This window comes from Rhizobium sp. 57MFTsu3.2, from assembly GCF_012932765.1.
Lineage (GTDB): Bacteria > Pseudomonadota > Alphaproteobacteria > Rhizobiales > Rhizobiaceae > Rhizobium > Rhizobium altiplani.
The window spans coordinates 25,031-51,680 of sequence record NZ_JDWI01000032.1 but is presented as its reverse complement, the minus strand read 5'-3'; the positions used below and the strand labels follow the sequence as shown (position 1 = coordinate 51,680).

18 protein-coding genes and 1 pseudogene are annotated in these 26,650 nt (G+C 62.3%); 8 read left to right on the top strand and 11 right to left on the bottom strand.

Annotated features, from left to right (window positions below; genetic code table 11):
* Window positions 1-45: 45 nt before the first annotated feature.
* A complete protein-coding gene (locus AF71_RS25920) occupies window positions 46-3,549 on the top strand; it encodes a PAS domain-containing hybrid sensor histidine kinase/response regulator (RefSeq protein ID WP_169683777.1) in 3,504 nt (1,167 codons plus the stop codon).
* Here the strand turns inward: AF71_RS25920 and AF71_RS25915 are convergent.
* Window positions 3,509-4,108, bottom strand: coding sequence for a TetR/AcrR family transcriptional regulator (locus tag AF71_RS25915; RefSeq protein WP_018858573.1), 600 nt, complete (start codon window positions 4,106-4,108; stop codon window positions 3,509-3,511). The genes AF71_RS25920 and AF71_RS25915 overlap by 41 nt on opposite strands.
* Before the next feature lie 133 nt (window positions 4,109-4,241).
* On the opposite strand from AF71_RS25915, the gene AF71_RS25910 reads away from it, so the two are divergent.
* Entirely contained in the window at window positions 4,242-5,441 is a 1,200-nt protein-coding gene (locus AF71_RS25910; RefSeq protein ID WP_169683776.1) for an MFS transporter, read from the top strand.
* Window positions 5,442-5,461: 20 nt separating this feature from the next.
* Here the strand turns inward: AF71_RS25910 and AF71_RS25905 are convergent, their stop codons facing one another.
* The 4 genes from AF71_RS25905 to AF71_RS25890 form a co-directional block, all read right to left on the bottom strand.
* Window positions 5,462-5,866: a GFA family protein gene (locus tag AF71_RS25905; RefSeq protein ID WP_018116993.1), complete on the bottom strand. Its 405-nt coding sequence runs from the start codon at window positions 5,864-5,866 to the stop codon at window positions 5,462-5,464.
* A 78-nt stretch (window positions 5,867-5,944) separates the two neighbouring features.
* The gene (locus tag AF71_RS25900; RefSeq protein ID WP_018116992.1) at window positions 5,945-6,160 is read right to left on the bottom strand and encodes a hypothetical protein; all 216 of its coding nucleotides are present in this window, start codon (window positions 6,158-6,160) and stop codon (window positions 5,945-5,947) included.
* Window positions 6,161-6,467: 307 nt separating this feature from the next.
* Entirely contained in the window at window positions 6,468-10,301 is a 3,834-nt protein-coding gene (locus AF71_RS25895) for a peptidoglycan-binding protein (RefSeq protein WP_169683775.1), read from the bottom strand.
* 318 nt (window positions 10,302-10,619) lie between these two features.
* Complete coding sequence (locus tag AF71_RS25890) at window positions 10,620-11,321, bottom strand: SDR family NAD(P)-dependent oxidoreductase (RefSeq protein WP_018858576.1); 702 nt, start codon at window positions 11,319-11,321, stop codon at window positions 10,620-10,622.
* 312 nt (window positions 11,322-11,633) lie between these two features.
* Here AF71_RS25890 and AF71_RS25880 point away from each other — a divergent pair, with 312 nt between their 5' ends.
* Window positions 11,634-14,174: an arylsulfatase gene (locus AF71_RS25880; RefSeq protein WP_169683774.1), complete on the top strand. Its 2,541-nt coding sequence runs from the start codon at window positions 11,634-11,636 to the stop codon at window positions 14,172-14,174.
* A gap of 105 nt (window positions 14,175-14,279) precedes the next feature.
* Here the strand turns inward: AF71_RS25880 and AF71_RS25875 are convergent, their stop codons facing one another.
* Window positions 14,280-14,738, bottom strand: coding sequence for an Lrp/AsnC family transcriptional regulator (locus tag AF71_RS25875; RefSeq protein WP_018858578.1), 459 nt, complete (start codon window positions 14,736-14,738; stop codon window positions 14,280-14,282).
* A gap of 120 nt (window positions 14,739-14,858) precedes the next feature.
* Here AF71_RS25875 and AF71_RS25870 point away from each other — a divergent pair, with 120 nt between their 5' ends.
* Window positions 14,859-16,142 carry a cystathionine gamma-synthase family protein gene (locus AF71_RS25870; RefSeq protein WP_169683773.1) on the top strand — a complete coding sequence of 428 codons (1,284 nt, stop codon included), beginning with the start codon at window positions 14,859-14,861 and terminating at the stop codon, window positions 16,140-16,142.
* Window positions 16,143-16,162: 20 nt separating this feature from the next.
* Here the strand turns inward: AF71_RS25870 and AF71_RS25865 are convergent, their stop codons facing one another.
* On the bottom strand, window positions 16,163-16,534 hold the full coding sequence (locus AF71_RS25865; RefSeq protein ID WP_037090126.1) for a hypothetical protein: 372 nt from the start codon (window positions 16,532-16,534) through the stop codon (window positions 16,163-16,165).
* 187 nt (window positions 16,535-16,721) lie between these two features.
* On the opposite strand from AF71_RS25865, the pseudogene AF71_RS31900 reads away from it, so the two are divergent.
* Window positions 16,722-16,871: pseudogene (locus tag AF71_RS31900) on the top strand (diguanylate cyclase); the annotation flags it as partial.
* Between the two features lie 88 nt (window positions 16,872-16,959).
* On the opposite strand, the gene AF71_RS25855 reads toward AF71_RS31900, so the two are convergent.
* Window positions 16,960-17,433 (bottom strand): VOC family protein, encoded by a 474-nt coding sequence (locus AF71_RS25855; protein ID WP_169683772.1) that lies wholly within the window; start codon window positions 17,431-17,433, stop codon window positions 16,960-16,962.
* A 203-nt stretch (window positions 17,434-17,636) separates the two neighbouring features.
* Here AF71_RS25855 and AF71_RS25850 point away from each other — a divergent pair, with 203 nt between their 5' ends.
* Genes AF71_RS25850 through AF71_RS25840 form a run of 3 tightly spaced genes read left to right on the top strand, consistent with a single transcriptional unit; the run spans window position 17,637 to window position 22,905 of the window.
* Window positions 17,637-19,433 (top strand): acyl-CoA dehydrogenase C-terminal domain-containing protein, encoded by a 1,797-nt coding sequence (locus AF71_RS25850; protein WP_169683771.1) that lies wholly within the window; start codon window positions 17,637-17,639, stop codon window positions 19,431-19,433.
* Window positions 19,434-19,470: 37 nt separating this feature from the next.
* On the top strand, window positions 19,471-20,679 hold the full coding sequence (locus AF71_RS25845) for an acetyl-CoA C-acetyltransferase (protein ID WP_018116981.1): 1,209 nt from the start codon (window positions 19,471-19,473) through the stop codon (window positions 20,677-20,679).
* Between the two features lie 12 nt (window positions 20,680-20,691).
* Window positions 20,692-22,905: a 3-hydroxyacyl-CoA dehydrogenase NAD-binding domain-containing protein gene (locus tag AF71_RS25840; protein WP_169683770.1), complete on the top strand. Its 2,214-nt coding sequence runs from the start codon at window positions 20,692-20,694 to the stop codon at window positions 22,903-22,905.
* A gap of 61 nt (window positions 22,906-22,966) precedes the next feature.
* Here the strand turns inward: AF71_RS25840 and AF71_RS25835 are convergent, their stop codons facing one another.
* The 3 genes from AF71_RS25835 to AF71_RS25825 form a co-directional block, all read right to left on the bottom strand.
* On the bottom strand, window positions 22,967-23,395 hold the full coding sequence (locus AF71_RS25835; protein WP_018858582.1) for a plastocyanin/azurin family copper-binding protein: 429 nt from the start codon (window positions 23,393-23,395) through the stop codon (window positions 22,967-22,969).
* Window positions 23,396-23,520: 125 nt separating this feature from the next.
* Window positions 23,521-24,636, bottom strand: a complete 1,116-nt coding sequence (locus tag AF71_RS25830) for an NAD(P)/FAD-dependent oxidoreductase (protein ID WP_113471927.1) — start codon at window positions 24,634-24,636, stop codon at window positions 23,521-23,523.
* 51 nt (window positions 24,637-24,687) lie between these two features.
* On the bottom strand, window positions 24,688-26,097 hold the full coding sequence (locus AF71_RS25825; protein ID WP_169683769.1) for a DUF1254 domain-containing protein: 1,410 nt from the start codon (window positions 26,095-26,097) through the stop codon (window positions 24,688-24,690).
* Between the last annotated feature and the right edge of the window lie 553 nt (window positions 26,098-26,650).

Genomic DNA, 26,650 nt, shown 5'->3' with positions numbered 1-26,650 from the left:
CAATAGTCCGGGAGAACCGGTGCATGGTGCATCGGTGGAGGTTCAATGCTGCCAGGCTGGGTCATACTTGCATCTGCTTTCGGCTATCTGCTGCTGCTCTTTGCGGTCGCGAGCCATGGCGACCGCAGGCGTCGGATGTTCGGAACGCCCGTGGGCGGCCGCCCGGCGGTCTATGCGCTCAGCCTCGCGATCTACTGCACCTCCTGGACGTATTTCGGTGGTGTCGGACTGGCATCGCAACGCGGGCTGGAATTCCTCGGCATCTATATCGGCCCAATCCTCGTCTTCACGCTCGGGATGCCGGTGCTGCGGCGGATCATCGAGCTCGCGAAGGCCGAGAAGCTGACATCCGTCGCCGATTTCATCTCCGCGCGCTACGGCAAGAATCCGGCGGTCGCGACAATCGTGGCATTGATCTCCCTCGTCGGCGCTATCCCCTATATCGCCCTGCAGCTCAAATCGGTGTCGAGCACCGTGACGGCTATGCTCAACCCGTCGGATTACGGCATCGGCAGCGGCAACCTCTATTTTCTCGACCTGCCACTGCTCGTAACGCTAGTGCTCGCCTGCTTCGCGATCATGTTCGGCACGCGCCACACGGATGCGACCGAGCACCAGGACGGGTTGATCCTTGCCGTCGCCATGGAGTCGGTGGTCAAGCTGTTTGCCTTCCTCACCGCCGGCGTCTGCGTGGTCTGGTTCCTTTTCGACGGTCCATCCGATCTCTGGCAGAAGGCCAGCGAAAACCAGCTCGTGCTCTCGGCCCTGAACTACCAGACACCGATCAGCCGCTGGATCACGCTGACGCTGTTGTCCGCGTTTGCGATCATCATGCTGCCGCGACAATTCCACGTCACCGTTGTCGAGAACAGGACCGCCCGGGAGCTTCGGCTGGCCGGCTTCCTCTTCCCTCTCTATCTCGTTGCCATCAATCTCTTCGTGCTGCCGGTGGCGATCGGTGGCCTGCTGACGTTTGGCGGCAGCGGCAATGCCGATCTCTACGTGCTTTCGCTACCGCTTACCGGGCAGATGCCCTTTGTCTCGCTGATTACCTTCATCGGCGGCTTTTCCGCCGCCACCGCCATGGTGATCGTCGCTTCGGTGGCGCTGTCGATCATGGTGTCGAACGACATCATCATGCCGATCTTCCTGCACCGGAAGCTCGTCGACTGCTCGGGTCAGCGCAGCGATTTCGCCAAGACGCTGCTCAACATAAGGCGCAGCGCGATCTTCGCCGTACTGCTGCTCGGCTACGCCTATTATCGTTCAACCGACAGCACGACGGGGCTGGCCTCGATCGGCCTCCTCTCCTTCGCCGCGATTGCGCAGATGGCCCCTTCCTTGTTCGGTGGCCTTGTCTGGCGGCGAGCCAATGCGCGCGGTGCCATTCTTGGGCTGACGTCGGGCTTCGTGATCTGGGTCTACCTGCTGTTCCTGCCTTCGCTTGGCGGACCGGACTATTCGGGTGTCGCAAGCGCAGTCCTCGGTTTCATCTTTCCCGGCACGACGATCTTTTCGGCACCCGATGCCGATCCGCTGGTCAATGCCACGGTCATGAGCCTGCTCGTCAACACCGCCTTCTTCGTCGTCGGATCGGTTACCCGCAATGCGCGGCCGCTCGAACGCATCCAGGCCGGCATCTTCGTCAAGCGGCAGTCCCGCTCGCAGTTTGCCACGCGCGGCTGGAAGACCCGCATCAGTATCGCCGATCTCAAGGCGACGGTCTCGCGTTATCTCGGCGAGGAGCGCATGGAGCGTTCGTTCCAGACCTACCAGCAGAATTCGGGCCGCAAGCTGGAGGACGACCAACCAGCCGACATGGCGCTCATTCATTTTGCGGAACAGCTACTCGGCAGCGCCATCGGCTCTTCCTCCGCTCGACTTGTGCTGTCGCTGATCCTTCAGAAAGTGGAGGACGCCTCGGCCGACACCGCCTGGCTGCTCGACCAGGCGAGCGAGGCCCTGCAATATAACCAGGACATGCTGCAGACGGCGCTGTCTCAGATGGACCAGGGCATCGCTGTCTTCGACAGCTCGAACAACCTGACGATCTGGAACCGCCGTTTCCGGCAGTTGCTGGACCTTCCGGAGAATACCGGACAGGTGGGCTTCCCGCTCGCCGACATCGTGGCGATCCTCAGCCAGCGCGGCGATGTGCCAGCCGGCGACGTCAACCAGACCGTCCGGCACTTCCTGACGCTGGACAAACCCTTCGCGCTGGTGCTCGGCGGCGGCGAACGCATCATCGAAGTGCGCTCCAACGCGATGCCGGACAAGGGCATCGTCGCAACCTTTACCGACATCACCCAACGCGTCGCCGCCGACCGAGCGCTCAAGCAGGCGAACGAAACGCTGGAACAGCGCGTTGCCGAGCGGACGGCGGAACTGACCCGTGTCAATCGCGAACTCGGCGAAGCGAGAGCCGCCGCCGACGAAGCCAATCTAGGAAAGACACGCTTCTTCGCCGCTGCCGGGCACGACATCCTGCAGCCGCTCAATGCGGCCCGGCTCTATTCCTCGGCGCTTGTCGAGCGCATGGGAAAGTCCGAAAGCAGTGCGATCGTTCGCAACATCGATTCCGCGCTGGAATCGGTCGAAACCATCCTTGGCGCGGTTCTCGATATTTCGCGGCTGGACACCGGGGCGATGCGGCCGCGCCTCGCCTCCGTGCCACTTTCCGACCTGCTGGAGCGGATCCAAACGGACTTCGAGCCGATCGCCCGTGAGAAAAACCTGAAGCTGGTGGTGATGCCAACCTCGCTTCGGGTCCGCTCCGATCCCAACCTGCTTCGCCGCCTCGTGCAGAATCTTGTTTCCAACGCGATCAAATACACGATCGACGGAAAGGTGCTGGTTGGTGCGCGTCGGCGCGGACATCAGGTCGTCATCCAGGTGATGGATTCCGGGATCGGCATTCCGCCTTCGAAGTTCCGGACGGTCTTCAAGGAATTCGCCCGTCTCGACGAAGGCGCCAGGACGGCTTCCGGACTGGGCCTCGGCCTCTCGATCGTCGATCGCATCGCGCGTGTCCTCAATCACCCGGTGGAACTCCACTCGACACACGGCAAGGGCACGGATTTCCGCATCGTCATGCCGCGCGACGCGTCGCGACTACTCGAGCGCTTGGGCGCAGCCCAGCCGGTGGAGCATTCGGCGCAGAGCCTGCAGGGATTGAAGGTCCTCTGCGTCGACAACGAGCCGCATATTCTGGAAGGCATGCAGCTGCTGATCAGCGGCTGGGGCTGCGAGGTGCGATGCCTGGGTTCGCTGGCCGATGTCGGCGCGCTCGATACACGCCAGCCGCCGCCGGATCTCGTGATCGCGGACTATCACCTCGGCGACGGCACCGGCGTTTCCGCCATCCTGACGCTCAGGGAGCGTTTCATGGCGTTCATTCCGGCGCTGATCGTCACGGCCGACCGCACGCCGGAGGTCCGCGCCGAAGTCGAGCGGCACGGCATTGGGCTCCAACACAAACCGGTGCGCCCGGCAGCGTTGAGGGCCTACATTACGCAGATTTCCGCTCAGAAGCGGGCGGCGGCGGAGTGACCGCCGCATCCTTCGCCATCACGCCGGACACGAGGCCGCGCACACGCTCGGCGGTTGGCTCGTCGCCGAAAAGTATGCGGTAGATGATCGGCGCAACGACCTGATCCATCACGCTATCGACCAGCGGAAAGCTCTCGCCGCGCGCGAGCGCCCGATCGCTCAGCAGCTCCACCTGCTCGCGGGTGAAGGCGCAGCACTTGGCGGCATTGGCATTGTCCTGCGCGGCCAGCACGTCGCGGATAATCTCGCGCCCAACGCCGGAGGACATCTCCTCGGCATACTGTTCCGCCCAGGCTTCAAGATCGCTTCGGCCGCTGCCGGTGTCGATCGGCTGCATGTCCGGGCGCAGGCGCTCGACGGCGACGTCGGCCAGCAATTCCTGCAGGTCGCCCCAGCGACGGTAGATGGTCGACGGGGTAACGCCGGCCTTTGTTGCAATCAGCGGGATTGTCACGTCTGCCCGGTCCATGTCGGCCAGCAGTTCGCGGACTGCCTGATGCACTGAAGCCTGCACCCTGGCGCTGCGGCCGCCCGGCCGGGGATTTTCTTTTGCTGCCATTTCTAACGTCCTGTTTCCTGCGCCGGCGCATGGTTCAACATCTTTGATCGAGCTGTTAACGCAAATTATTTGCTTTTAGTGGCAGGTCGACCTACATGGCTAACGCAACAAATTAGCTTTAAGAGGCTTATATATGTTCGGCGCCGCCAAATCCACACCGACCTCCCGTAATCCGATCCCCTTCCATGCAATTACGCTGGCAACCTTCTTCGGCGCTTCCGCAGCGCCGACGCCACTCTATCGAATCTATCAGGAAAGCTTTGCGGTCTCGCCGGTGCTGATCACCGTGATCTTCGCGGTTTATGCCTTCGCGCTCCTGACTGCACTGCTGATAGCGGGCTCGATCTCCGACCACCTCGGCCGCAAGCCGGTGATCTTCACCGCCCTGATGTTGGAGATCGTCGCCATGGCGTTGTTCGTCGTGGCAAGCGGCCCAGACTGGCTGATCGCGGCGCGGATCGTGCAAGGCCTGGCAACCGGAATTGCCGGCGCCTCGATTGGGGCAGCATTGGTCGACGTCGACCGGGCGAAGGGCCAGATCGTCAACTCCATCGCACCGCTGTCAGGCATGGCGGTCGGTGCAGTCGGCACGAGCGCCCTGATCCAGTATGGTCCCTTCCCGCTCCACCTCGTCTATGCCATCCTGCTCGCGGCTTTCGCCGGGCAAGCCGGCGCCATCTGGGCGACCCGGGAGACTGGCGGCCGTCGGCCGGGTTTCTGGAATTCGTTGAAGCCGACAATTTCGATTCCGCCGCAGGTCAAACGGCCGCTCGCCTTGGTGACGCCGATCAACATCGCCAATTGGACGCTTGGCGGCTTCTACCTCTCGCTGGTTCCGTCATTGGTCGCCAGCACGACGGGCAGCCGGGCGCCGCTCACGGGCGGGTTGATCGTGACGGCGCTGATGGTGTCGGGGGCGGTTGTGGTCTATCTCAGGCGCGCCAAGTCCGGCGCGGCCAATCTCGGCTTCGGCACGGCGGCGACCACGCTTGGAATTCTGACTGTTGTCGCCGGCGTCCACTTCGGCAACGTGCCGCTGCTGCTCGTCGGCACCTTCTTTACCGGCGCCGGATTCGGCACAAACTTCCTCGGGTCGATCGGCACGATCATGCCGCTCGCCAAGGCCGACGAGCGCGCCGGCCTGTTGTCGGCCTTCTATATCCAGAGCTATCTGGCGTTTAGCCTTCCGGCCATTCTCGCCGGCTTCCTCGCCAAGTCTCTCGGCTACCAGCTGACCACCGATCTCTACGCAACGGCGATCATTCTGGTAACCGGCGCCGGGCTTCTCGGCCTGCGCGCCGAGCGCAGCAGGGCTGCCAGGCTGCCTGCCTGAGACTAGAACCCTGAAAGGGCCTAGAGGTAACTCGTCACCGCCGGCTCATTCCACCAGTTGTCGTGGCGCCCATCCATGTAGCGGATGGGCAGCGCGGCGAGCTCCTCCGGCGTTATGTCGTCGAGGCAGGCGATATTGATCGAAACGTAGTCGCCGCCGATCTCGGGAATATGGCCATGCCCGTAGGCATGCAGGCCGCAGATCCGGCAGAAGCGGTGATGGCCGCTCATCGATGCGAACTGGTAGTCGCCCGCCGCTGTCTCCTCGCACAGCAGGCGGAAATCCTCAGGCTTGACGATCGCGCCCCAATAGCGCCGCTTGCCGCAGACCGAGCAATTGCAGCGACCGGTGCCGGCCTGGAGATCGGCATCGACCTCATAGCGGATTTTGCCGCAATGGCAGCTGCCCGTGTAGGTTCTCTTCATGGGGTTCCTCCTCCGCCCTTTGCAACGGCCGGAGTCGCCGAGTTCAGTCGATGGCCACCGCGTCCAGGCAAGACAAAATCAGGCTTCCTGCCCCGCCTGCAGTCTATTGGAATTGATCGAGGCTGCATGCGCTTCAAGAATGGCGGCGGCGATAACTTTCTGAAGCTCGTATACCAGCGTACGCGACCGCTTGCGATCCAGATCTTGCGCCGCCTTCGCAAGATTCAATCCCTCGTTCAGGACAATATGATGAGCTCGCGTCAGCGCCCAACTCTCAATATCCAGACCTATCATTCGGAATCTCCGCCAAGTCATTCAGCATCAAAGATATTCACGAATCACGATACGCAGAGCACTTACGCAGCAAGAAGAATCATAGTTGCAATATTTTGCAAATAGCATTTGCCAAAGAAATACACGTCGAATGCGAAATTACTCCGCCTGAGCCACGATAAAATACAATCGTGCCATTCGCGGGTCGATCAACTGCATCAAGGCCTGTGCTCATAGGTATTCCGCGAAGCTTGCACGGACCTGCACGCCAAGCGCGCATACGTGCCGATCTCTCATGCGCGGCCTGGGAGATCGGGCGAACGTTTGGTCAGACCTTGGTGGCAGGACCCTTGTTGCGCGCCAGCAGGGCCTTCACCGTATCGTCGTTGATATTCCCGCTCGGCTCCTGGCCGATCGATTTCTGGAAGTTCTTGATCGCCGCAACCGTCTTCGCGCCCATCTCGCCGTCCGGCTGGCCAGCGTCGAAGCCGTTGTTGTTGAGGATCGCCTGGATGTTGCGGATCGCCTTCTTCATATCGACGGTCGAGGTCTTGGTGGCATTGCCGACCCACTCGTCGGGAAGGTCCACGCCATTCGCCTTGCTGTCGAGCGGCACGGCCTTCCACTGGTCAACCTTGGCACGCGCCTTCTCAAGCTGGTCCGGCTTCATGGCTTTCGCAACTTCCTCGCGCTTCTGTGCCGCGTCCTTGTCACCGCCCTTGGCGGCAATCGCAAACCACTTGTAGGACTCGGTCAGATCCTGCGTGATCCCATTGCCGCGGGCACAGAGGATCGCCAGGTTGAACTGGCTGTCGGTGATGCCGAGGTCAGCTGCCTTGACGAACCAGTCCGCGGCTGCCTTGTAATCCTGCTGGCCGAGCGCGCCGGAGGCATAGAGCACGGCGAGATTGTGCATCGCGCTGGCGTTGCCGCGGTTTGCCGCCTGCTCGTAATACTGCTTCGCCTTGGCGATGTCGCGGTCGACGCCTGTGCCCTTCTCGTAGATGTTTCCGAGGCGATACTCCGCCGGGCCGAAGCCCTTGTCGGCGGCGAGCTGATACCAGCTTATCGCTTCCTTCGGATCGGCGGCGACGCCGGCCCGGCCCTCGCTGTAGCGGGCGCCGATTTCAAACAGCGCCAGCGGATCGCCGCTCCTGGCGGCATCCGCGAGCGACTTCGGCTGTACCGTGTCGGGAATGGCAATGCCGGCTGTTTCCGCCACCGGAGCGGCAGGCGTCGTCGCCATGCCGGCAGCAGCCGGCGTCGTTTCCTTGGCAACGAAACCGGAGGCGTCCTTGGGAGCGCCGGAGGGCGCGAGCGGGGCAACCGCGTCGCCGGTCAGCGGTGCGGCGGCCGTCAGATGGTCGGGTGCTGCCGGCGCCGGTGCCGTATCGCTGCTCGCAAGCGGCGCGGCCAGTGCGTCCACGGCCGGGGCTTCAGTGGCCGGAACCTCCGGAGCGGCTACCACGGCCTGGTCGGGCGCCGTCTCGCTGTCCACCGGCAGGGCATTGCTGGATGAATCGGTCAGCACCGCCACTTCGGCGGACGGCGCCGACTGGCCGGTCGTCAGCGTGCGGGCAAGCGGGAACGCCATGATGGCCAGCAATACGGCACCGACGGCCAGCAGGATCGGACGGCGGAAGCGCGAGAAGGTGCTCCCCTTCACCGCATCCTTGTCCTTTGCCTTCCTGTCGGCCTTGGCTGGCTGTGGCTTGGCGCTCGGCTCTGTCTCCATCGCAGCAGCCTGCGCGGCGCGGCGGGCTGCGGCGATGTAGTCCGCGCGCTCGTTTTCCGTTGCCGGCTTCGCATTCACGCGGGCGGCGTTCTGGCTGGCGCGCACGCGCTCGAGGATCTTCTTGACGTCAGGCGCGCCGGAGCCGGGCTCCAGTGGCTCATTGGCAGCTTCCGGCGGCATCACATCGACCGGATCGATGGAAGGAACCGGGTCGATGAGCGTGCGTTCAGCGGTGGCGGCCTCAGCCTTGGCCTTCTTGCCGGGCAGCAGGCGCTTGCCGAGGCCAGCAAGCAGGCTACCCTTGGAGGGAGCTGCGGATGATACGGGCTTCATTGCCGCTTCGATCGCGACCACACTGGTGTCGGTCGTCGCCATGACCGGTAGGGCGGGCGCTTCGTCGGCGACCTCGGGCTGACTGCTTGCCGAGGCGCGGGTTCCGAAAACCACCGGCTTCTGTGCTTCCTCGGCGCCGGCCTGCATCATCGTAAAAGTATCGACGGCAAAATCGACATCGGCCGCCGGCATTCTCGCTGCCGGCCTTGCGACCGCGCGGTCTTCCATGGTGTCCAGTCGCTCGGCGATCTGGACCAGCGTTTCGTGCAGGGCCTGGAAGGTCTTGTGCGTGCGCTCTTCGCTGCTGCGGCTCAGGTCTTCGAGCTGACGCAAGTCTTCGGCAAGCGCATGGAGCGCCGACATATCAGCCGCAGCCGGCGCGCCACCTTGCAGGGCACCGTTTCTTGCATAGGCTTCGACCACCGCTTCCGCCGCCTGGCGGGCAGCCTCGATGATGTATTCGTCGCTGGTCGCCATGTAGTCTTCGATCGCGCCCATGCGGCGGTCGAATTCCGCCGGCAGTTCGGCAGCCGGCCGCGGCTCGCTCATAAGCGCCGAAAGGTTTGCGATCTGGTCCTCGAGGTTGCGTAGCGCATGCGTATCAGCCGCCGGTGCCGCGGTGCTTTCCTCCAGGCGTGCGACGATATCGCCGAGCCGCCCTTCGATGCGCCTGATAGCACTGTCGTCCACGGAAGCAACGACGGGCTGAAGCGGCTGGAAGTCCATCTCGTCGATGCGGCGCGCGAGATAGTCGAGGCGCTGCGCAAGCGCATCGTTGACCGAGCCGACTTCGAGTGCGTCGATCTTGCGCGAGATATCTGCGAGTGCGCCGGTCAGTTCCGGCTGTGGCGCAGCCTTGTGGCTCCGCTCGAGCAGGTAGGACAGATGCTCCAGGCGCTCGTCGAGGCGCGAGGTCGCCTCGGCGTTGGCGAGTTCCTCGACGCGCAACGTCAGGGTTTCCAACCGATCCGCCAGGGCATCGGTCGGGGCCGCGCGGCTCGCGACGCTATGACCCATTAGATCGATCTGCTCGCCCAGGGCGTTCAGGCGGCCTTCGAGACGATGCATCATGGCCGGATCGCCGCTGGCGGCAGCGCGGCCGGTTGCCGCGATAGCACGGCTGATTTCGTCGAGACGGCTATCCATTGCCGCAAACTGCTCGGCCATCGCCCGATCGTGCGGCTGGATCATGCTGCCGAACTGCTCCATCGCCGTGGCGATGGAAATAAGCTTGTCCTCCAGCGCGCGAACGGCCGGGCTTTCCCCCATGCCGCCGATATGGCGCTTGATATCGTCGAGCCGGTAGGCAAGCGCCACAAGCTCCTCCTGCAGGCCGGCGGTGTCGAGCGCATGCAGCTGGTTCTCGACGCCGTCCCAGCGGGTCTCCATGTGGCGAATGGAATCCTCGCGGGCGAGCCCGTCCATCAACGAGCGGAGCTCTTCGAACTCGCCACGCAGCCCTTGCGCCTCAGGCGCGCTGGAGCGGCTGGCAAGCTGATCGATGCTGCTTGCGAGGCGGGTCATATCGGCACGGATGTCATCGGCGAACCGGTTGTCTTCCGCGCCGACCTTGATGCTGCGGATCTCTTCTCGCAATGCGTTCATTTCGCGCGTCACGCCATCGGAGATGTCACGCTTCAGGTCCTGGCGAAGATTGACGAGCGCTTGCGCGATCTCGGTCATCGTGTCTTCCGCCGGACGATAGGCCGGCTGTGCCGAGGCCGGTTGCGGAGCGGCGGGACGCGGCGCGCGTTCGGCAACAGGGAGCGGCGCACGCGACGGAGCTGGCTGCTCGCGCGTGTAGGCGGCGGGTTCGCGCGCAGCAGGACGTTCCCGGCTTGCTTCCAGGATGCGCTGGCGCTGGCGAATTTCTGCGAAAGGATCCGGCCGCGCCTCGGCGGCATGGGGTGCGCGGGCGGCGTAAGGATCAGAGTAGACGTCGCGCTCCGGCGCCGGAGCGCGTTGGCGCTGGTCGCGAGCACCCGCACCCATCAGACCCTCGATCCTCGCCTCCAGGCCTTCGATGGTGCGGTTCAGCGCATCGAGCGAAGCCCTGTCGGAATGCCGTGGGGAATTTGATCGCGATCCGTTCATCTTCTTGCTCGCTTCATCTGTCCGAACCCTCGTCAGGGCCGATCATTGGCTTCCGTCACCGCCGCATCGGAATGCGGGCGTGAGCACCGTTCATGAAGGGATAATCAATTAGACTTTCCTCAACCTGTACGGCGTAGCGGCATTCCCATGAAACGCGAGACTGAAAAAAGGAATGCAAGTCGCCAATGCTCAAACAGCACCTTTCACGAAACGTGGTAAATAACCCGTTAACCGACGTGAGATTTTTTTAACTTTTCAGGATTTTCAGCACTTTGCGTGCTGAAATCGGCCAGTCCCCTGAAAGGCTCAAGACGGAGATCAGAACGATTCCGTCCATGGCCGAACCTCGATTTCCTGTGACCAGGCGCTTCGGTGCTGCAGTAAGACATCGATGTAGGTCTGCGCGATGGCATCCGGGTCGAGCGTCGCATCCGGCTTGGCCGGGTCTTCCCGGCGCACCTCCGATCGGATTCCGCCATCGATGATGAAATGGGCGACGTGAATTCCCTTCGGCCCCAATTCACGGGCAGCGCTCTGGGCAAGGCCGCGAAGGGCGAACTTGCCCATGGCAAACGCGGCCGACTGGGCATATCCCTTCACGCTCGCCGTCGCCCCGGTAAACAGGATCGCTCCGCGCCCTTGGGGGATCATGCGCCTTGCAGCCTGCTGGCAAACGAGAAAGCCGCCATAGGCGCTGACCGCAATTGCCTGTTCGACCGCTGCCGGATCGAGTTCGGTCAACGGTCCGCGCAGGCGCCCGCTGGCGTTATAGACTACAACCTCCGGATCCCCGATTTCCGCCGCGACCTCGTCGAAAAGGGCGGCGACGGACGCCGGCTGGGCGGCATCCGCCGCAAACATCAGCGCGCCGGTTTCGCCAGCGAGTTTGCTCAGCTTGTCGGTGTTGCGCGCCGCCAGCGCGACCCTGACGCCGCGCCCGGTCAGTTGACGCGCAAGCGACGCGCTGAGGCCCGGGCCTGCACCGACGATGAGAGCGGAACTGTAAGGAAACTCGGTCATAGCTGTCCTCCGGTCGTTGTCGACGAAACCTGCGGCGCAGGTGAGCATCAAGCTTGCCTGCGGATACTACACCCACCGCGCCTGGATGGTATTCATCTCAAAGCTGGTCTCGATCGTATCGACGCATTTCAGGCGGGCGATCTTTCCATGATAAACCGCCGCTCCTCGAGGCCGGCCTAGACCACTCCACCATTGTGCTAATGCCCCACGCGCATGGTTTTGGCCTCGCTCTCGTGATATCTTCTACCAGAAGTAAACGAACCGCTTGGAATGAAAGGGAGTTCGATTTTGGGCTAGTTGGAGGGAACCGTCATGAAACTGACGAGACTGATGTCACTGGCTTCCGCCGTAGCAACATTGGCTCTTGCTACAGGAGCGGCATATGCACAACAAGTCACCGGAACACTGGGTGCGCCGGGTGCTACGACAACCATCGATGGCAGGCAGCTGCCGGCGCCGGACCCGAGTTTCGGCGGTACCATCACCAACGATGCTCTCAGTTCGAAACCCTGGTGGGCGCCCCGTATCGTGCCGCCGAAAGGAGCGCCGAACATCCTGCTGGTCATCACGGATGACGCAGGCTTCGGTGTGCCGAGCACGTTCGGCGGCGTTATTCCGACACCAACCATGGATCGCGTCGCCGCCAATGGCCTTCGGTACAACAATGTCCACTCGACTGCCTTGTGCTCGCCGACCCGCGCGGCTCTCATCACCGGACGGAACCATCATTCGGTCGGGTTCGGCGTGATCTCCGAGCAGTCGACGGGTTTCCCCGGCTATAATAGTATCATCCCCGAGGACAAGGCCACCATCGGCCGGATCCTGCGCGACAATGGTTACGCCACCTCCTGGTTCGGCAAGGACCATAACACCCCGGCCTTCGCCGCCAGCTCGATCGGGCCGTTCGACAAATGGCCGACTGGCATGGGATTCGAATATTTCTACGGTTTCGTCGGCGGCGACGCGAACCAGTGGCAGCCGAACCTGTTCCGCAACACCACCCAGATCTATCCCTTCGAGGGCAAGCCAGGCTGGAACCTCGTGACCGGCATGGCCGATGACGCCATTGATTATCTCACTCGCCTCAACCAGACGGCGCCTGACAAGCCTTTCTTCATGAAATACGCGCCCGGCGCAACACACGCGCCTCATCACCCGACGAAGGAGTGGGTAGAGAAGATCAGCGCCATGCATCTCTTCGACCAAGGCTGGAACAAGCTGCGCGAGCAGATCTTCGAGAACCAGAAGAAGCTGGGCGTGATCCCGCAGGACACGCAGCTGGAGCCCTGGCCCTCCAGTATCCTCAAGAACTGGGACGATCTGAAACCAGAGGACCAGAAACTCTTCATCAGGCAGGCGGAAATCTATGCCGCCTACGCCGCCTACAGCGACCACGAGATCGGGCGCGTCGTCCAGGCGATCGAGGACATGGGCAAGCTCGACAACACGCTCGTCATCTACATCAACGGCGACAACGGTACGAGCGCGGAAGGCGGCCCTCTCGGCACACCCAATGAGGTGGCGTTCTTCAACGGCATCAATGAAATGCCGACCGATGTACAGATGAAATGGTATGACGTCTGGGGTACCGAACAGACCTACAACCACATGTCGGCGGGCTGGTCCTGGGCCTTCGATACGCCCTTCTCCTGGTTCAAGCAGAACGCCTCGCGGCTCGGCGGCGTCGGGCAGAACATGGCAGTCTCCTGGCCGGCACGGATTACCGACAAGGGTGGCTTGCGCGAGCAATTCATGCACGTGATCGATGTCGTCCCGACGCTGCTTGAGGTAACAGGCATTCCGGCGCCGAACATGGTGGACGGCATCAAGCAGGCGCCGATCGAGGGAACGAGTTTCGCCTATACTTTCGACAAGGTGAATGCCAAGGCGCCGACTCGCCACAAGACGCAGTATTTCGAGATGTTCGGCCAATGGGCCCTTTACAATGACGGCTGGCTGCTCAGCACCAAGGTAAACCGTGCGCCCTGGGAAGCCTTCGGCACCGCCAACCCGGACCCGCTAAACAACCAGGTCCTTCAGCTCTATGATCTGAGCAAGGATTTCAGCCAGTCGCAGGACGTCGCCGCTGAGAATCCCGACAAGGTCAAGGCGATGAAGGATCTCTTCCTCGCCGAGGCGAAGAAATACCAGGTCTTCCCGATGGACGCCTCGGTCGCCGCACGCATCGTCGCCCCGCGCCCGAACATCACGGCCGGCCGCACCGAGTTCACCTACACGCATCCGATGACGGGCCTGCCGCAGGGCGACTCGCCGTCCCTGCTCAACAGCTCCTACACGATCACCGCCGACATCGACGTGCCACAGGGGGACGCTGAAGGCATGATCCTGACTTCGGGAGGCCGCTTCGCCGGTTACGGCTTCTATCTTCTCAAGGGCAAGCCGGTGTTCCTCTGGAACCTGGTCGATCTGAAGCGGGTGAAATGGCAAGGGCCGGATGCGCTCACTGCCGGCAAGCACATGCTCGAATTCGACTTCCAGTATGATGGCCTCGGCATCGGAACGCTCGCCTTCAACAACATGAGCGGCGTCGGCCGATCGGGCACGGGCACACTCAAGGTGGACGGCAAGGTCGTGGATACCCAGAAGATGGAACACACCCTTCCGATGATCCTGCAGTGGGATGAGGCTTTCGACGTCGGTTCCGACACGCTAACGGGCGTCAACGATGCCGACTACTCGCCGCCCTTCGCGCTGACTGCCAAGCTCAACAAGCTGACGATCAAGGTGGATCGCCCGACCTTGAGCGAGGACGACATCAAGAAACTCGAGGATGCGCAGGCGGTGGCTGTGGACGGTAGCCCGATCCACCACATGCAGCCTGCGCCGCAATGATCGCGTTGAAACACGCCGGCACTGCGGGCACCGATGTCAGCCATCCGCCCCCAGCATGCGGCGCCTAACGAAATAGATGCCCGGATCGTGACAAGCTTGCGGATACTACACCCGCCGCGCCTTGATCGTATTCATCACGAAGCTGGTTTCAATCGTATCGACGCATTTCAGCCGGGCGATCTTTCCCTTGATGAACCGTTCGTAGTCCTCGAGGCCTGAACTCATCACCTTCAGCACGTAGTCGCGCGATCCGGTGACGAGATGGCACTCCAGTACCTCGTCCCACCCGCGAACCGCGCTCTCGAACATCTGGATTTCGTCCTCGTGCTGGCGGCTGAGCCGAACCGACGCCAGCGCCGTCATCGTCCAGCCGTCAATGGTGGGATCGACGAGTGTCGTGTAGCCCTGAATGATGTCAGCATCCTCCAGCCGGCGCAGACGGCGCAGGCAGGCGGACGCAGAAAGCCCGACACGCTCGGCAAGCTCGTTGTTGGGAAGGCGAGCGTCGCTCATCAGCTCCTTGAGGATTTTCCGATCCATATCGTCAGCAATTTTCTGCGTCACAATTCGCCATTCTCCGCAATAAGTTGCTTTATAGAGCATAGCCGCGCGGCAAATAGCAAGAACAGTCCGCGCGTTCTGATATAATTTGCGAGCATCACGGCATCTCGCGAGGAGACGACAATGACCGCACCGCATCCTTCCAAGACTCATATCGGCAACCACGCCCTGCATCCCGAAACGCAGATGCTGAACTATGGCTACGATCCGGAATTGTCGGAAGGGGCGGTAAAGCCACCGGTGTTCCTGACGTCGACCTTCGTCTTCAAGTCCGCCGAGGACGGCCGCGACTTCTTCGACTACGTCTCCGGCCGCAAGGAACCGCCAGAAGGCAAAGGCGCGGGGCTCGTCTATTCGCGCTTCAATCACCCCAACAGCGAGATCGTCGAGGACCGGCTTGCCGTTTACGAGCGAACAGAAAGCTGCGCCCTATTTTCGTCAGGTATGTCGGCGATCGCCACGACGCTCTTGGCCTTCGTTCGTCCCGGCGATGCCGTGCTCCACTCCCAGCCGCTCTACGGTGGAACGGAAACCCTGCTGGCCAAGACCTTCCTCAATCTCGGCGTTGCGGCGGTGGGCTTTGCCGATGGCGTCAGCGAGGCATCGGTGCAAGCGGCTGCGGAACAAGCCATGGCCAAGGGCCGGGTGTCTGTCATCCTTGTCGAGACGCCAGCCAATCCGACAAACAGCCTCGTCGACGTCGCAATGATCCGCCGTGTCGCAGACGCGATCGGCAGGAAACAGGGACACACGCCTGTTATTGCTTGCGACAACACGCTGCTTGGCCCTGTCTTCCAGCGGCCGATCGAGCACGGCGCCGATATCTCGCTCTACTCGCTGACCAAGTATGTCGGCGGCCACTCGGACCTGATCGCGGGTGCTGCTCTCGGCTCGAAGGCCGTCATGAAGCAGGTCAAGGCACTGCGTGGCGCGATCGGCACGCAGCTTGACCCGCACTCCTGCTGGATGCTCGGCCGCTCGCTGGAGACCCTGCAGATCCGCATGGAGCGGGCCAACAACAACGCCCGCGTCGTTGCCGACTTCCTGCGCGAGCATCCAAAGGTCGAGGGGATCCACTACCTGCCCTATCACGACGCCGATTCGCCGGTCGGGCGGACCTTCGCGGCGCAGTGCAGCGGTGCGGGATCGACCTTTTCGTTCGATATCGTTGGCGGCCAGCCGGCCTCGTTCAAGTTCCTGAACGCCCTGCAGATCTTCAAGCTCGCGGTCAGCCTCGGCGGCACGGAATCGCTCGCCAGCCATCCGGCAACGATGACGCATTCGGGTGTGCCGGCCGACGTCCGCCAGCGGATCGGCGTCCTGGAATCGACCATCCGCCTGTCGATCGGCATCGAGCATCCGGACGATCTCGTCGCCGACCTGCAACAGGCATTGGACGCCGCGTGAACCTGGAGCCTAGCGGCGGCTCAGGCCGCCGCCGTTTCCCTCACATCGTCGAGCAGGAAATGCACGACGACGTACTTCGTCGTGTAGTGGCGGCCGCTGTCGGAAACATTGTCGACGCTGCCGCCATCGGCGGGGTGCCACCGATGATAGTGCGGATTGGTGGTGATCAAGGTGATCGCCTTGCCGGCCATCTTGCCATCGAGACGGTAGCGCATTTCGGCCAGCGGCCAGATGCGCTCGTAGTCCTCCATGGACATGCGGACCTTCAGGGCCTTGCGGCTCACCGCCTCGCTGCGTGAGCCGTCTTCGTGCTCCACCGCCGGCAGCTCCAGCGTGACTTCCTCGGCTCCATCTAGAATGGAATTGAACTCCTCCGGCCACATCCGTCTCATAAAATCGCTCCTCCAAAGCTCTTTCATCAGTCTGCCTTGTGAAATCTAGCCTGTCTTCCCCCGGAAGCAAACAGTTCCGGCAAAGCTTAGACGAAAGCCTCACGCGCAGTGTGGGCGTTGTCCACATTTAGGAACGCCGCTATGCACTTGCCCTCAGCCCCCATCGCATCATTGTATGTGCCGACGAATCGATGACGGAGAAACAGCCGCGCTGACGGCGAACGAGACCTTTGGGGCGCTCTATCTCGATATGGATGGCTTCAATGGCATCAATGACAGGCTCGGCCGTCACGCCGGCGATGAGGTTCTGCGAGAGGCCGCAAACCGCATCCGCACGGCTAGAGTTGCAGGCGTTTTCAATGCCCGCACACGACCCACAAGATTGCCGTTCCCGCACCGCCACGACCGAAAACTGCCATCAAGAGCTACCGGTAGGCTGCTTCGAGCTTCGCGATATCGAGCTTCACCATGCCGAGCAGGACTTCGGTGACACGCTTGGCGCGCTCCCGGTCGGGATCGGCAATCATCTCACTCAGCACGCGGGGAACGATCTGCCAACACAGGCCCCATCGGTCCCGCAGCCAGCCGCACTGCTCCTCCACGCCGCCGTTCTCCAGGAAGGTGCTCCAGATCCGGTCGATCTCCTGCTGCGTCTCGCATTGTACCGCGATCGAGAATGCATGGTTGAACGCATCAAGCGGACCGGCTTGCATGGCCACGAAATCCTGATGCCCGAGCTTGAACTCGATGATGATGACACTGCCGGGCGGGCCGCTCGGCGTCTCGGCCGGAAGCACGGTCGTGCGCCCCATGGACGCATTCGGGATCGTTGCCACATAGAATTCGACGGCCTGCTGGACGTCCTTCTCAAACCAGAGATTCGAACTGACCTTGAGCATGGATTGTCCTCCTCGTTGTTGCTCTGATGAAAGGTCGACACCCCAAGGACGTTCCCGGTCGGCCCTTCCCGACACCGCACCACACAATCGCATCACAAATTCGAGCAAGCGCGAAATTTGACGTTTACGCAAACGTCAATATTTTGTAAGAGACTCTCAAATGCCGGCTTCGTCCGGCGTGCCGAATTGGAGGAATTCGAACGATGCCAGTCTATAAGGCCCCGGTAAACGACACGCTTTTCGTGCTGAACGACGTGCTCGGCCTGGAACGCTACAACAATCTTCCGGGGTTTGCCGACGCGACGCCTGACATGATCGAGGCGATTCTCGGAGAATCGGCAAAGCTTGCCGAGGAAGTGCTTTTCCCGCTGAACTATTCCGGCGATCAGCAAGGCTGCGTGCGCCATGAAGACGGCTCGGTCTCGGTGCCCGATGGTTTCAAGGGCGGCTATGACGCCTATTGCCATGGCGGCTGGACTGGCCTTGCGGTTCCCGAGCAATTCGGCGGCCAGGGTCTTCCCTACGCACTGCATGCCGCCGTCGGCGAATACACCTCCTCCGCCAACATGTCGCTGATGATGTACCCGGGGCTCACCCAGGGCGCGATCGCGGCGATCTTCGTGCATGGCTCGGAGGAGCAGAAGCAGACCTATCTGCCGAAGATGGTTTCCGGCGAATGGTCCGGCACCATGAACCTCACCGAGCCGCATTGCGGCACCGATCTCGGCCTGCTGCGCACCAAGGCGGTGCCGCAGGCAGACGGCAGCTACAAGCTGTCAGGCCAGAAGATCTTCATCTCGGCCGGCGAGCACGACATGACCGACAACATCGTGCATCTGGTGTTGGCGCGCATCGAGGGCGCACCTGAAGGCACGAAGGGCATTTCGCTGTTCATCGTGCCGAAGTACCTGGTCAAGGCGGACGGCACGGTCGGTGCGCGCAACCAGGTTTCCTGCGGTGCGATCGAGCACAAGATGGGCATTCACGGCAACGCCACCTGCGTCATGAATTATGACGGGGCAACCGGCTTCCTCATCGGTGCCGAGAACAAGGGTCTCAGCGCCATGTTCGTGATGATGAACGAGGCGCGTCTCAGCGTCGGCCTGCAGGGACTGGCGATCTCCGAAGTCGCCTATCAGAACGCCGTCAACTATGCCCGCGAGCGCATCCAGGGCCGTTCACTGTCAGGCCCGAAGGCGCCGGACAATAAAGCCGACCCGATCATCGTGCATCCGGATATCCGCCGCTCGCTGATGACGATCCGCGCCTTCAATGAGGCAGGCCGCGCCTTCCTGCTGTGGACGGCCCTGAAATCCGACATCGCCCACCGTTCGGCGGACGAGAAGGAGCGCCAGACCGCCGACGACATTCTCGGCCTCGTCACGCCGATCCTGAAGGGCGTCCTGACCGACAAGGGCTTCGACCACGCGGTCATGGCACAGCAGGTCTTCGGCGGTCACGGCTACATCGAAGAGCACGGCATGAGCCAGTATGTGCGCGACGCGCGCATCGCCATGATCTACGAGGGCGCCAACGGCATTCAGGCGCTCGACCTGGTCGGCCGCAAGCTCGGCCAGAACGGCGGCCGCGCCGTCATGGCGCTGTTCAAGGAAATCGGCGATTTCTGCGAGGAGAACCGCAACGAAGAACAGATGGCCTTCTTCACCAAGAACCTGAAGAAGGGGTTGAACGACGTGCAGGCGGCGACCATGTGGTTCATGCAGCACGCCATGGCCAAGCCCGACAATGCCGGCGCCGGCTCCACCGACTACATGCATCTCTTCGGCCTCGTCGTGCTCGGTTACATGTGGGCAAAGATGGCCAAGGCTGCCAATGATGGCCTTGCCGCTGGAGAAACCGAACGCGAAACATTCCTGCGCAACAAGCTGATATCAGCCCGTTTCTTCATGGAGCGGATCATGCCGGAAACGGCACTGCGCAAGGCCCGCATCGAGACCGGCGCGGAAACGATGATGACGTTGGCCGCCGAGGCCTTTTGAGTTCAACGGCGCTTGCCGCCGATAGGGAGATAGAGGAATGACCGAGGTTTTCATTTACGACCACGTGCGCACGCCACGCGGCCGCGGCAAGAAGGATGGCTCGCTGCACGAGGTGCCATCGGTGCGGCTTGCCGCCAAGACGCTGGAGGCGATCCGCGACCGCAACGGGCTCGATACGGCAACGGTCGATGACATCGTCATGGGCTGCGTCGATCCAGTGATGGAAGCAGGCGCGGTCATCCCGCGTGGGGCCGCCTTCGAGGCAGGCTACTCCACCAAGGCGCCCGGCATGCAGATCTCCCGCTTCTGCGCTTCCGGCCTCGACGCAGTGAATTTCGGCGCGGCGAAGATCGCCCAGGGCGCCGATGACATCGTCATCGCAGGCGGCGTCGAAAGCATGTCTCGCGTCGGCCTCGGCATGTCCGGCGGCGCCTGGTTCATGGATCCGTCGGTGAACTTCCCGGCCTATTTCATGCCGCAGGGCGTCTCCGCCGATCTGATTGCCACCAAATACGGCTTCTCGCGCGACGACGTCGATGCCTATGCCGTCGAGAGCCAGAAGCGCGCTGCGAATGCCTGGGAGAAGGGCTACTTCAAGAACTCCGTCATTCCTGTGAAGGACCAGAACGGCCTTGTTATCCTTGCCCATGACGAGCACATGCGCCCAGGCACCGACATGCAGGCGCTGGCGGCGCTCAACCCCTCCTTCCAGATGCCGGGCGAGATGGGCGGCTTCGAAGCCGTCGCCATCCAGGCGCATCCGGAGGTCGAGCGCCTCAACTACGTTCACCACGCCGGCAATTCCTCCGGCATCGTCGATGGCGCGGCCGCCGTGCTGCTCGGCTCGAAGGCCGGCGGCGAAGGCATGGGCGTCAAGCCCCGCGGCCGCATCAAGGCCTTTGCCAATATCGGCTCCGACCCGGCGCTGATGCTGACCGGCCCTGTCGACGTCACCGAAAAGCTTCTGAAACGATCAGGCATGTCGCTCGCCGACATCGATCTCTTCGAGCTCAACGAAGCCTTCGCCGCCGTCGTGCTGCGCTACATGCAGGCCTTCGAGATCCCGCACGACAAGATCAACGTCAACGGCGGCGCCATCGCCATGGGCCATCCGCTCGGCGCCACCGGCGCGATGATCCTGGGCACCGTGCTGGACGAACTGGAGCGGCGCGACCTCAACACCGCGCTCGTCACGCTCTGCATCGGCGCCGGCATGGGCACCGCAACCGTCATCGAACGCGTCTAAGGGAGAGAGACGATGACCTACAAGAACTTCACCGTCGAAACCGACGCGGACGGCATCGCTCTCGTCACCTGGGACATGCCCGGCAAATCCATGAACGTCTTCACCGAAGAGGTGATGGACGAGTTGAACGCCATCGTTGATGCCGTCGTTGCCGATAGCGCCGTCAAGGGCGCGGTTATCACCTCGGGCAAGTCGAGCTTCTCGGGCGGCGCGGACCTCTCGATGATCAAGTCGATGTTCTCGCTCTATCAGCAGGAGAAGGCCGCCAATCCCGATGGCGCTGCGCAGAAGCTGTTCGATCTCGTCGGCCGCATGACCGGCCTCTTCCGCAAAGTCGAAACCTCCGGCAAGCCCTGGGTTTCGGCGATCAACGGCACCTGCATGGGCGGCGCCTTCGAAATGTCGCTCGCCTGCCATGGCCGCGTCGCCTCGAATGCCAAGTCGGTGAAGATCGCGCTGCCCGAGGTCAAGGTCGGCATCTTCCCCGGTGCCGGCGGCACGCAGCGTGTCTCGCGCCTGGCGGACGCCCAGTCGGCCCTACAGATGATGACGACAGGCCAGTCGCTGACAGCAGCACGCGCCAAGGCGATGAACCTCGTGCATCAGGTGGTCGAGCCGGATCAGCTGATCCCGGCTGCCAAGCAGATGATCAAGGACGGCCTCAAGCCAGTCGCGCCTTGGGACGAAAAGGGTTTCAAGGCGCCCGGCGGCGGTATCTGGACGCCTGCGGCAGCGCAGCTCTGGCCGGCCGCACCGGCGATCCTGCGCCGCGAAACGGCGGGCAACTACCCGGCAGCACTCGCAATCCTCAAATGCGTCTATGAAGGCCTACAGGTGCCTTTCGACACCGGCCTCAAGATCGAACAGCGCTATTTCACCGAGATCCTGCAGACCAGCGAAGCCTTCTCGATGATCCGTTCGCTCTTCATCTCCATGCAGGAGCTCGGCAAAGGGGCCCGCCGCCCCGCCGGAATCCCGAAAACGGAGTTGAAGAAAGTGGGTGTCGTCGGCGCCGGTTTCATGGGAGCCTCGATCGCCTATGTAACCGCCGCCGCCGGCATCCCCGTCACCCTCATCGACCGCGACATCGAAGCGGCGGCCAAGGGCAAGGGCGTGGGTGAAGGCCTGGTGAAGGACTCGATCGGTAAGGGACGCCTTACGCAGGATGACGGTGCGGCGCTGCTTTCGCGCATCGTCCCGTCCGCGGACTATGCCGACCTCAAGGATGCTGATCTCGTCATTGAAGCCGTGTTCGAAGACCGTGAGGTCAAGAAGGCCGTGATCGAGGCGGTTGAAGCCGTGCTGCCGGAAGGCGCCATCTTCGCTTCCAACACCTCGACCCTGCCGATTTCAGGCCTTGCCAAGAACTCCAAGCGCCCTGCCGATTTCATCGGCGTGCATTTCTTCTCGCCGGTCGAGAAGATGATGCTGACCGAGGTCATTCTTGGCAAGCAGACCGGCGACAAGGCGCTGGCGGTGGCACTCGATTACGTCGCCGCAATCAAGAAGACGCCCATCGTCGTCAACGACACCCGCGGCTTCTTCGTTAACCGCTGCGTCTTCCGCTATATCCACGAAGCCTACGACATGCTGATCGAGGGCGTCCCACCCGCGATGATCGAGAATGCTGCCAAGATGGCCGGCATGCCGGTCGGCCCGCTCTCATTGAACGACGAGGTGGCGATCGATCTGTCGCAGAAAATCCTCAAGGCCACCGTCGCCGATCTCGGCGAAGCCGCCGTCGATCCTGAACATATGGCGCTGATCAACAAGATGGTCGACGAGCTCGACCGCCGCGGCCGCAAGAACGGCAAGGGCTTCTACGACTATCCGGCGAAACCGGCCAAGAAGTCGCTTTGGCCCGAGCTGAAGACCTTCTACCCGCAGAAGAAGGCGGAAGACGTCGATGTCGAGGTGCTGAAGCAGCGCTTCCTCGTCACCATCGCACTGGAGGCAGCCCGCACCATCGAGGAAGGCATCGTCACCGATCCGCGCGAGGCCGACGTCGGCTCCATCCTCGGCTTCGGCTTCGCGCCCTATACCGGCGGCGTGCTCTCCTACGTCGACGGGATGGGCGTGAAGGCCTTCGTGGAGCTATGTGAAACGTTAGCCGTAGCTTACGGTGCACACTTCAAGCCGACGGCGCTGCTTGAGGACATGGCGGCCAAGGGCGAGACTTTCTACGGCCGCTTCGACCCTTACGCAAAGGACAAGGAGGCGGCGTAAGCCGCCTCTGGCACCTGTCATCAAAGCCAGCGGTGCTTTCGGCTGGCTTTCGATCTCGCGGCTACTTGGTCACGGTAAGGCTGGCCTGCATGCCCGCCTCGTAATGCCCCTTGATATTGCACAGAAGCAGGTAGGCGCCGGGCGCGAGCTTCGTTTTCAACTGCCCGTCCGCTCCCGGCTTTAGGTCCGAGACTTCGCCGATGCTCTTGAGCTGCTTTTCATCGACCCTATGCCTGGATGCAATCAACGGAACCTTCTGGTCCGGGGACTTCAGCTTGACGAGCACCATCTCGTGCTCCTCGGTCATCGCGTCGTTGTGAACCGCGAAGATCGTTTCCCCTGCCTTGATCGTGGCCTGGTCGAGCGTCAGGGTCATCGGCCCGCCGCCCTCGCCGCCTTCGGTCACTTTCACAGTCGTAGCCGCCCATGACGGCGAAGCGGTTGCGATCGCGGCAGATGCGGCGAGAGCGTACCATGCGTACCTGTTCATCAAATCAGCCTTTCCGTTGCAGCCCGCGCTTCATGTAGGCAGCACGTCTGACGCCAGCCTGAACGGCTGGTCCAACCGTCGCAGGCTCGGCAACACAAAGCCGGTCCCGGGCGATGGACGACACATCATTGGCCGGCGATGGAGGCCGCGATCTTCTCGGCCTCAAGTCCGATTTCCCGGAGAAGGCCGGTTGGAACGGCGGTGAAGCCGCAAAAGTAGAGGCCATCATTCGCCGGCTGGAGATCTCCGCGCGCGGGACCGTCGGCGCCGCCAAATCGTTGTTTGAAGTCGGCCAGCAACGCCTCGAGCCCCGGCCGATAGCCGGTCGCAAGGACGATCGCGTCAAAAATGCCGGAGCGGCCATCCGCGAATTGCACCTGACGATCGTCGGAACTCGTGACGGCAGGGAACACCTTGATATCCCCCGACCTGATCCGCTCGATCGTGCCGATGTTGATCATCGGCGTGCGGCCCCTTTCGATAATGCCGGCCAGCGGCCCGCCTTTTGCCCTTTCCACTCCGAACGCCCCGAGGTCCCCAAAACGCAGGCTGAGGATCGGCGCGTTCACCGCGTCGACTAGGCGATAGGGAAGGAACCGCTGGGCGATGGCAATGCTGGCGGTCGTCACGCCGAACAGCTCGAGCGGCACGACGTTGACCGGACCACGCACGGACATGGCGACATGAAGGCCGGCCTCGGCGCATTCGAGAGCGATCTCGCCGGCGGAGTTGCCGAAGCCGACGACGAGGACCCGCTCGGCTGCAAGCTCCGCGGCATTCCGGAACTCCGAGGAGTGCAGAAGCTTGCCCGAAAACAGCTCCTGCCCCTCCCAGGACGGCCTTATCGGCGCGTTCGAAAGCCCGGTCGCGAGGATGACATTGCTCGCCTCGAATGCCCCCTCGAAGCTCTCGACAATCCACGCCTTGTCCTTGCGGATCGTCGTCGCGCGCACGCCGAACCTGACCTCGATGTCGTTCGAGGAGCTATAGGTTTCGAGATACTCGATCACCTGCTGCCGCGAGGGATACTTCGGAAACCGCCGTGGCATTGGCATTCCCGGCAGAGCCGAGTGCATCTTGTGGGTATGCAGCCGAAGGCGGTCGTAGTGGCGATGCCAGGAGGCAGCCAGCGTGTCGCCTTTCTCAAGCACCAGAAACGGGCGTCCACGCGCCTGCAGCGCCACGGCGCAGGCCAATCCTGCCGGTCCCGCACCGATGATGATCGTTTCTGTATCCGTCATGGGAGCTCTTGGCTCACGATGCCAGTCATAAATGGGCCCTCGTGCTGACACCTAGGGCGCGGCGACCCTGACGACATCCGACAACACCCACTTCTTGTCAAAAAACTCCTTCGTCGGGCCGTAGGCGCGGAACATCAGTTCGAACTGCCGCTTCGGATCGGTCGGCACCCAATTGGTGTCCTTGCCCTTGGGGGCCTTGGGACCGAAATAGAGATCGACGGATCCGTCTCCGTTCTTCACCAGTTCCGGAATCTGCGACGAACGGCTGGCACGCGCAACATTCTTGATCAGCGCGTGCGTCTGCCGGTCATAGGCCGTCACCGACCAATATTGCTGGACGGGAACATTGCCAGGCACATGGAGACGATAGGTCTTGCCGCCGTCGAAGGCATTGCCATCCTTGTCGCGGATCGAGATCGCATAGAACTGACCGGCCCCGAGCCTCTTGATGCCGATATAGGCATAGCTGTAGGCAACGCCGCGATGATCGACCGGATAGGCGTCCTGTTCGGCGAAATCAGATTGCATGGCCTTGATGAGATCGGGATAGGCCGGGAAGGTCCAGCGGCTCTTCTCGCTGAAGAAGGGCGGCAGACCGGCATCGTATTTCGCCTCCAGTAGGGTCTCGGCCTCCTTGATGCCCTTGGTCAGCAGGGATTTGGTGTGGCGATCGGGCTCAAACGGCTTGTCTTTCTCTATGCCGATCGATTTCAGCTGGTCGATCATCACGCGGTCGCGGGAGATCCACGGCTCTTCCTGTACGACACGGTTCAGATTGTCGAAGAAGCTCGCGTCCCATCTGATCGTGGAATCGAACAGAACATCCTTCACGTCGGAGAAAACGGTCTCCGGCGGATTGGCGGCGGCCGACAGCGGATAGATTTTCAGCTTCTTGCCGTAGTCGATGGAGGCCTGGACATCGGCATCACCATGGCTCGCAAGGTTCGAACGAAACAGCATGTAGCCGCCGTAGACCTCGGACCGCAGCGGAATGGACCCGTCCGGCAGCTTGTCCGTGTAACCCGGCGGCAGGACCACGAACTTGCCGCCTTTGCCCTTGTCGTATCCGAGCAGACCGGCATCCTCGAGCGGCAATTGCCATGCGGTGACGATATTGCCGTTGAAGGAGGCCTTTTCCTCCGCCGGCGGCAGATCGAGAACGACGGGGCCGTCCTTCGTGCTGAAGAAAACCATGAAGTAGAGAGCGTCCGGATTGGGCGTCAGCGTCTGGTTCATCCAGTCCAGCGGGCGACCCCAATAGATGACCTGTCCGACCTTGCCGGGCGTCTTCTCAAGCATCTCCTGCCGCATCAGATCGTAGTTGACGACGGGTATGCCCCAAACTGCCGCCTGGACTGCATTCCGCTCGATCTCCTGGTCGAACACCTGCCGTGCGGTCCTATCTGCCGAAAGTGCCGGACCGGCGAGCAGCAGCATGCATAGTAGCGCGATAGACCTCATGGCAGGCCTCCTCCGATCTTGATGCGTCATCCGGAGTGAATGCTTGCGGGGCTCAATACGGAAGTACGTTACGGTAAATGTGACCAGTATCCCATCTGCAGACTAGAGGCGGGTCCGACCATGCGAAATCGGGATATGCTGATGCAATATCCGATCGAGTGCATGGTGCCTCAGCGGAGCAAAACAGCGCCGAGTTAAGCCATATCAATCACTTATCCGATCTCTCATCCTCGCTCCCCGGCCCCGTGCCTAAAATCCTCCCGCTTCCGTCGCCGGGGTGTTTCGCGAGACTTTCGCGGGCAGGCGGGAGCCGGCGCCCTGCCGGAGGCTGTAACGTGTAGTCGAAGGCAGGGAGGCGAAAGCCGGGCATCGGCATTAGACCGCTGCCATCACAAGTCTCCCCCGGACGTTCCAGCATCCGGCTTGGTTCAGCCATGCAAGTTCGGGCCGATCTGCTCGGACGCAGCGAGACGAGGCGATCGCCTGAAGGGGTAGGGATATCCCGAAGAACGCCGAAGGCCACGCAAATGCGGAGCCACAATAAATCTAACCA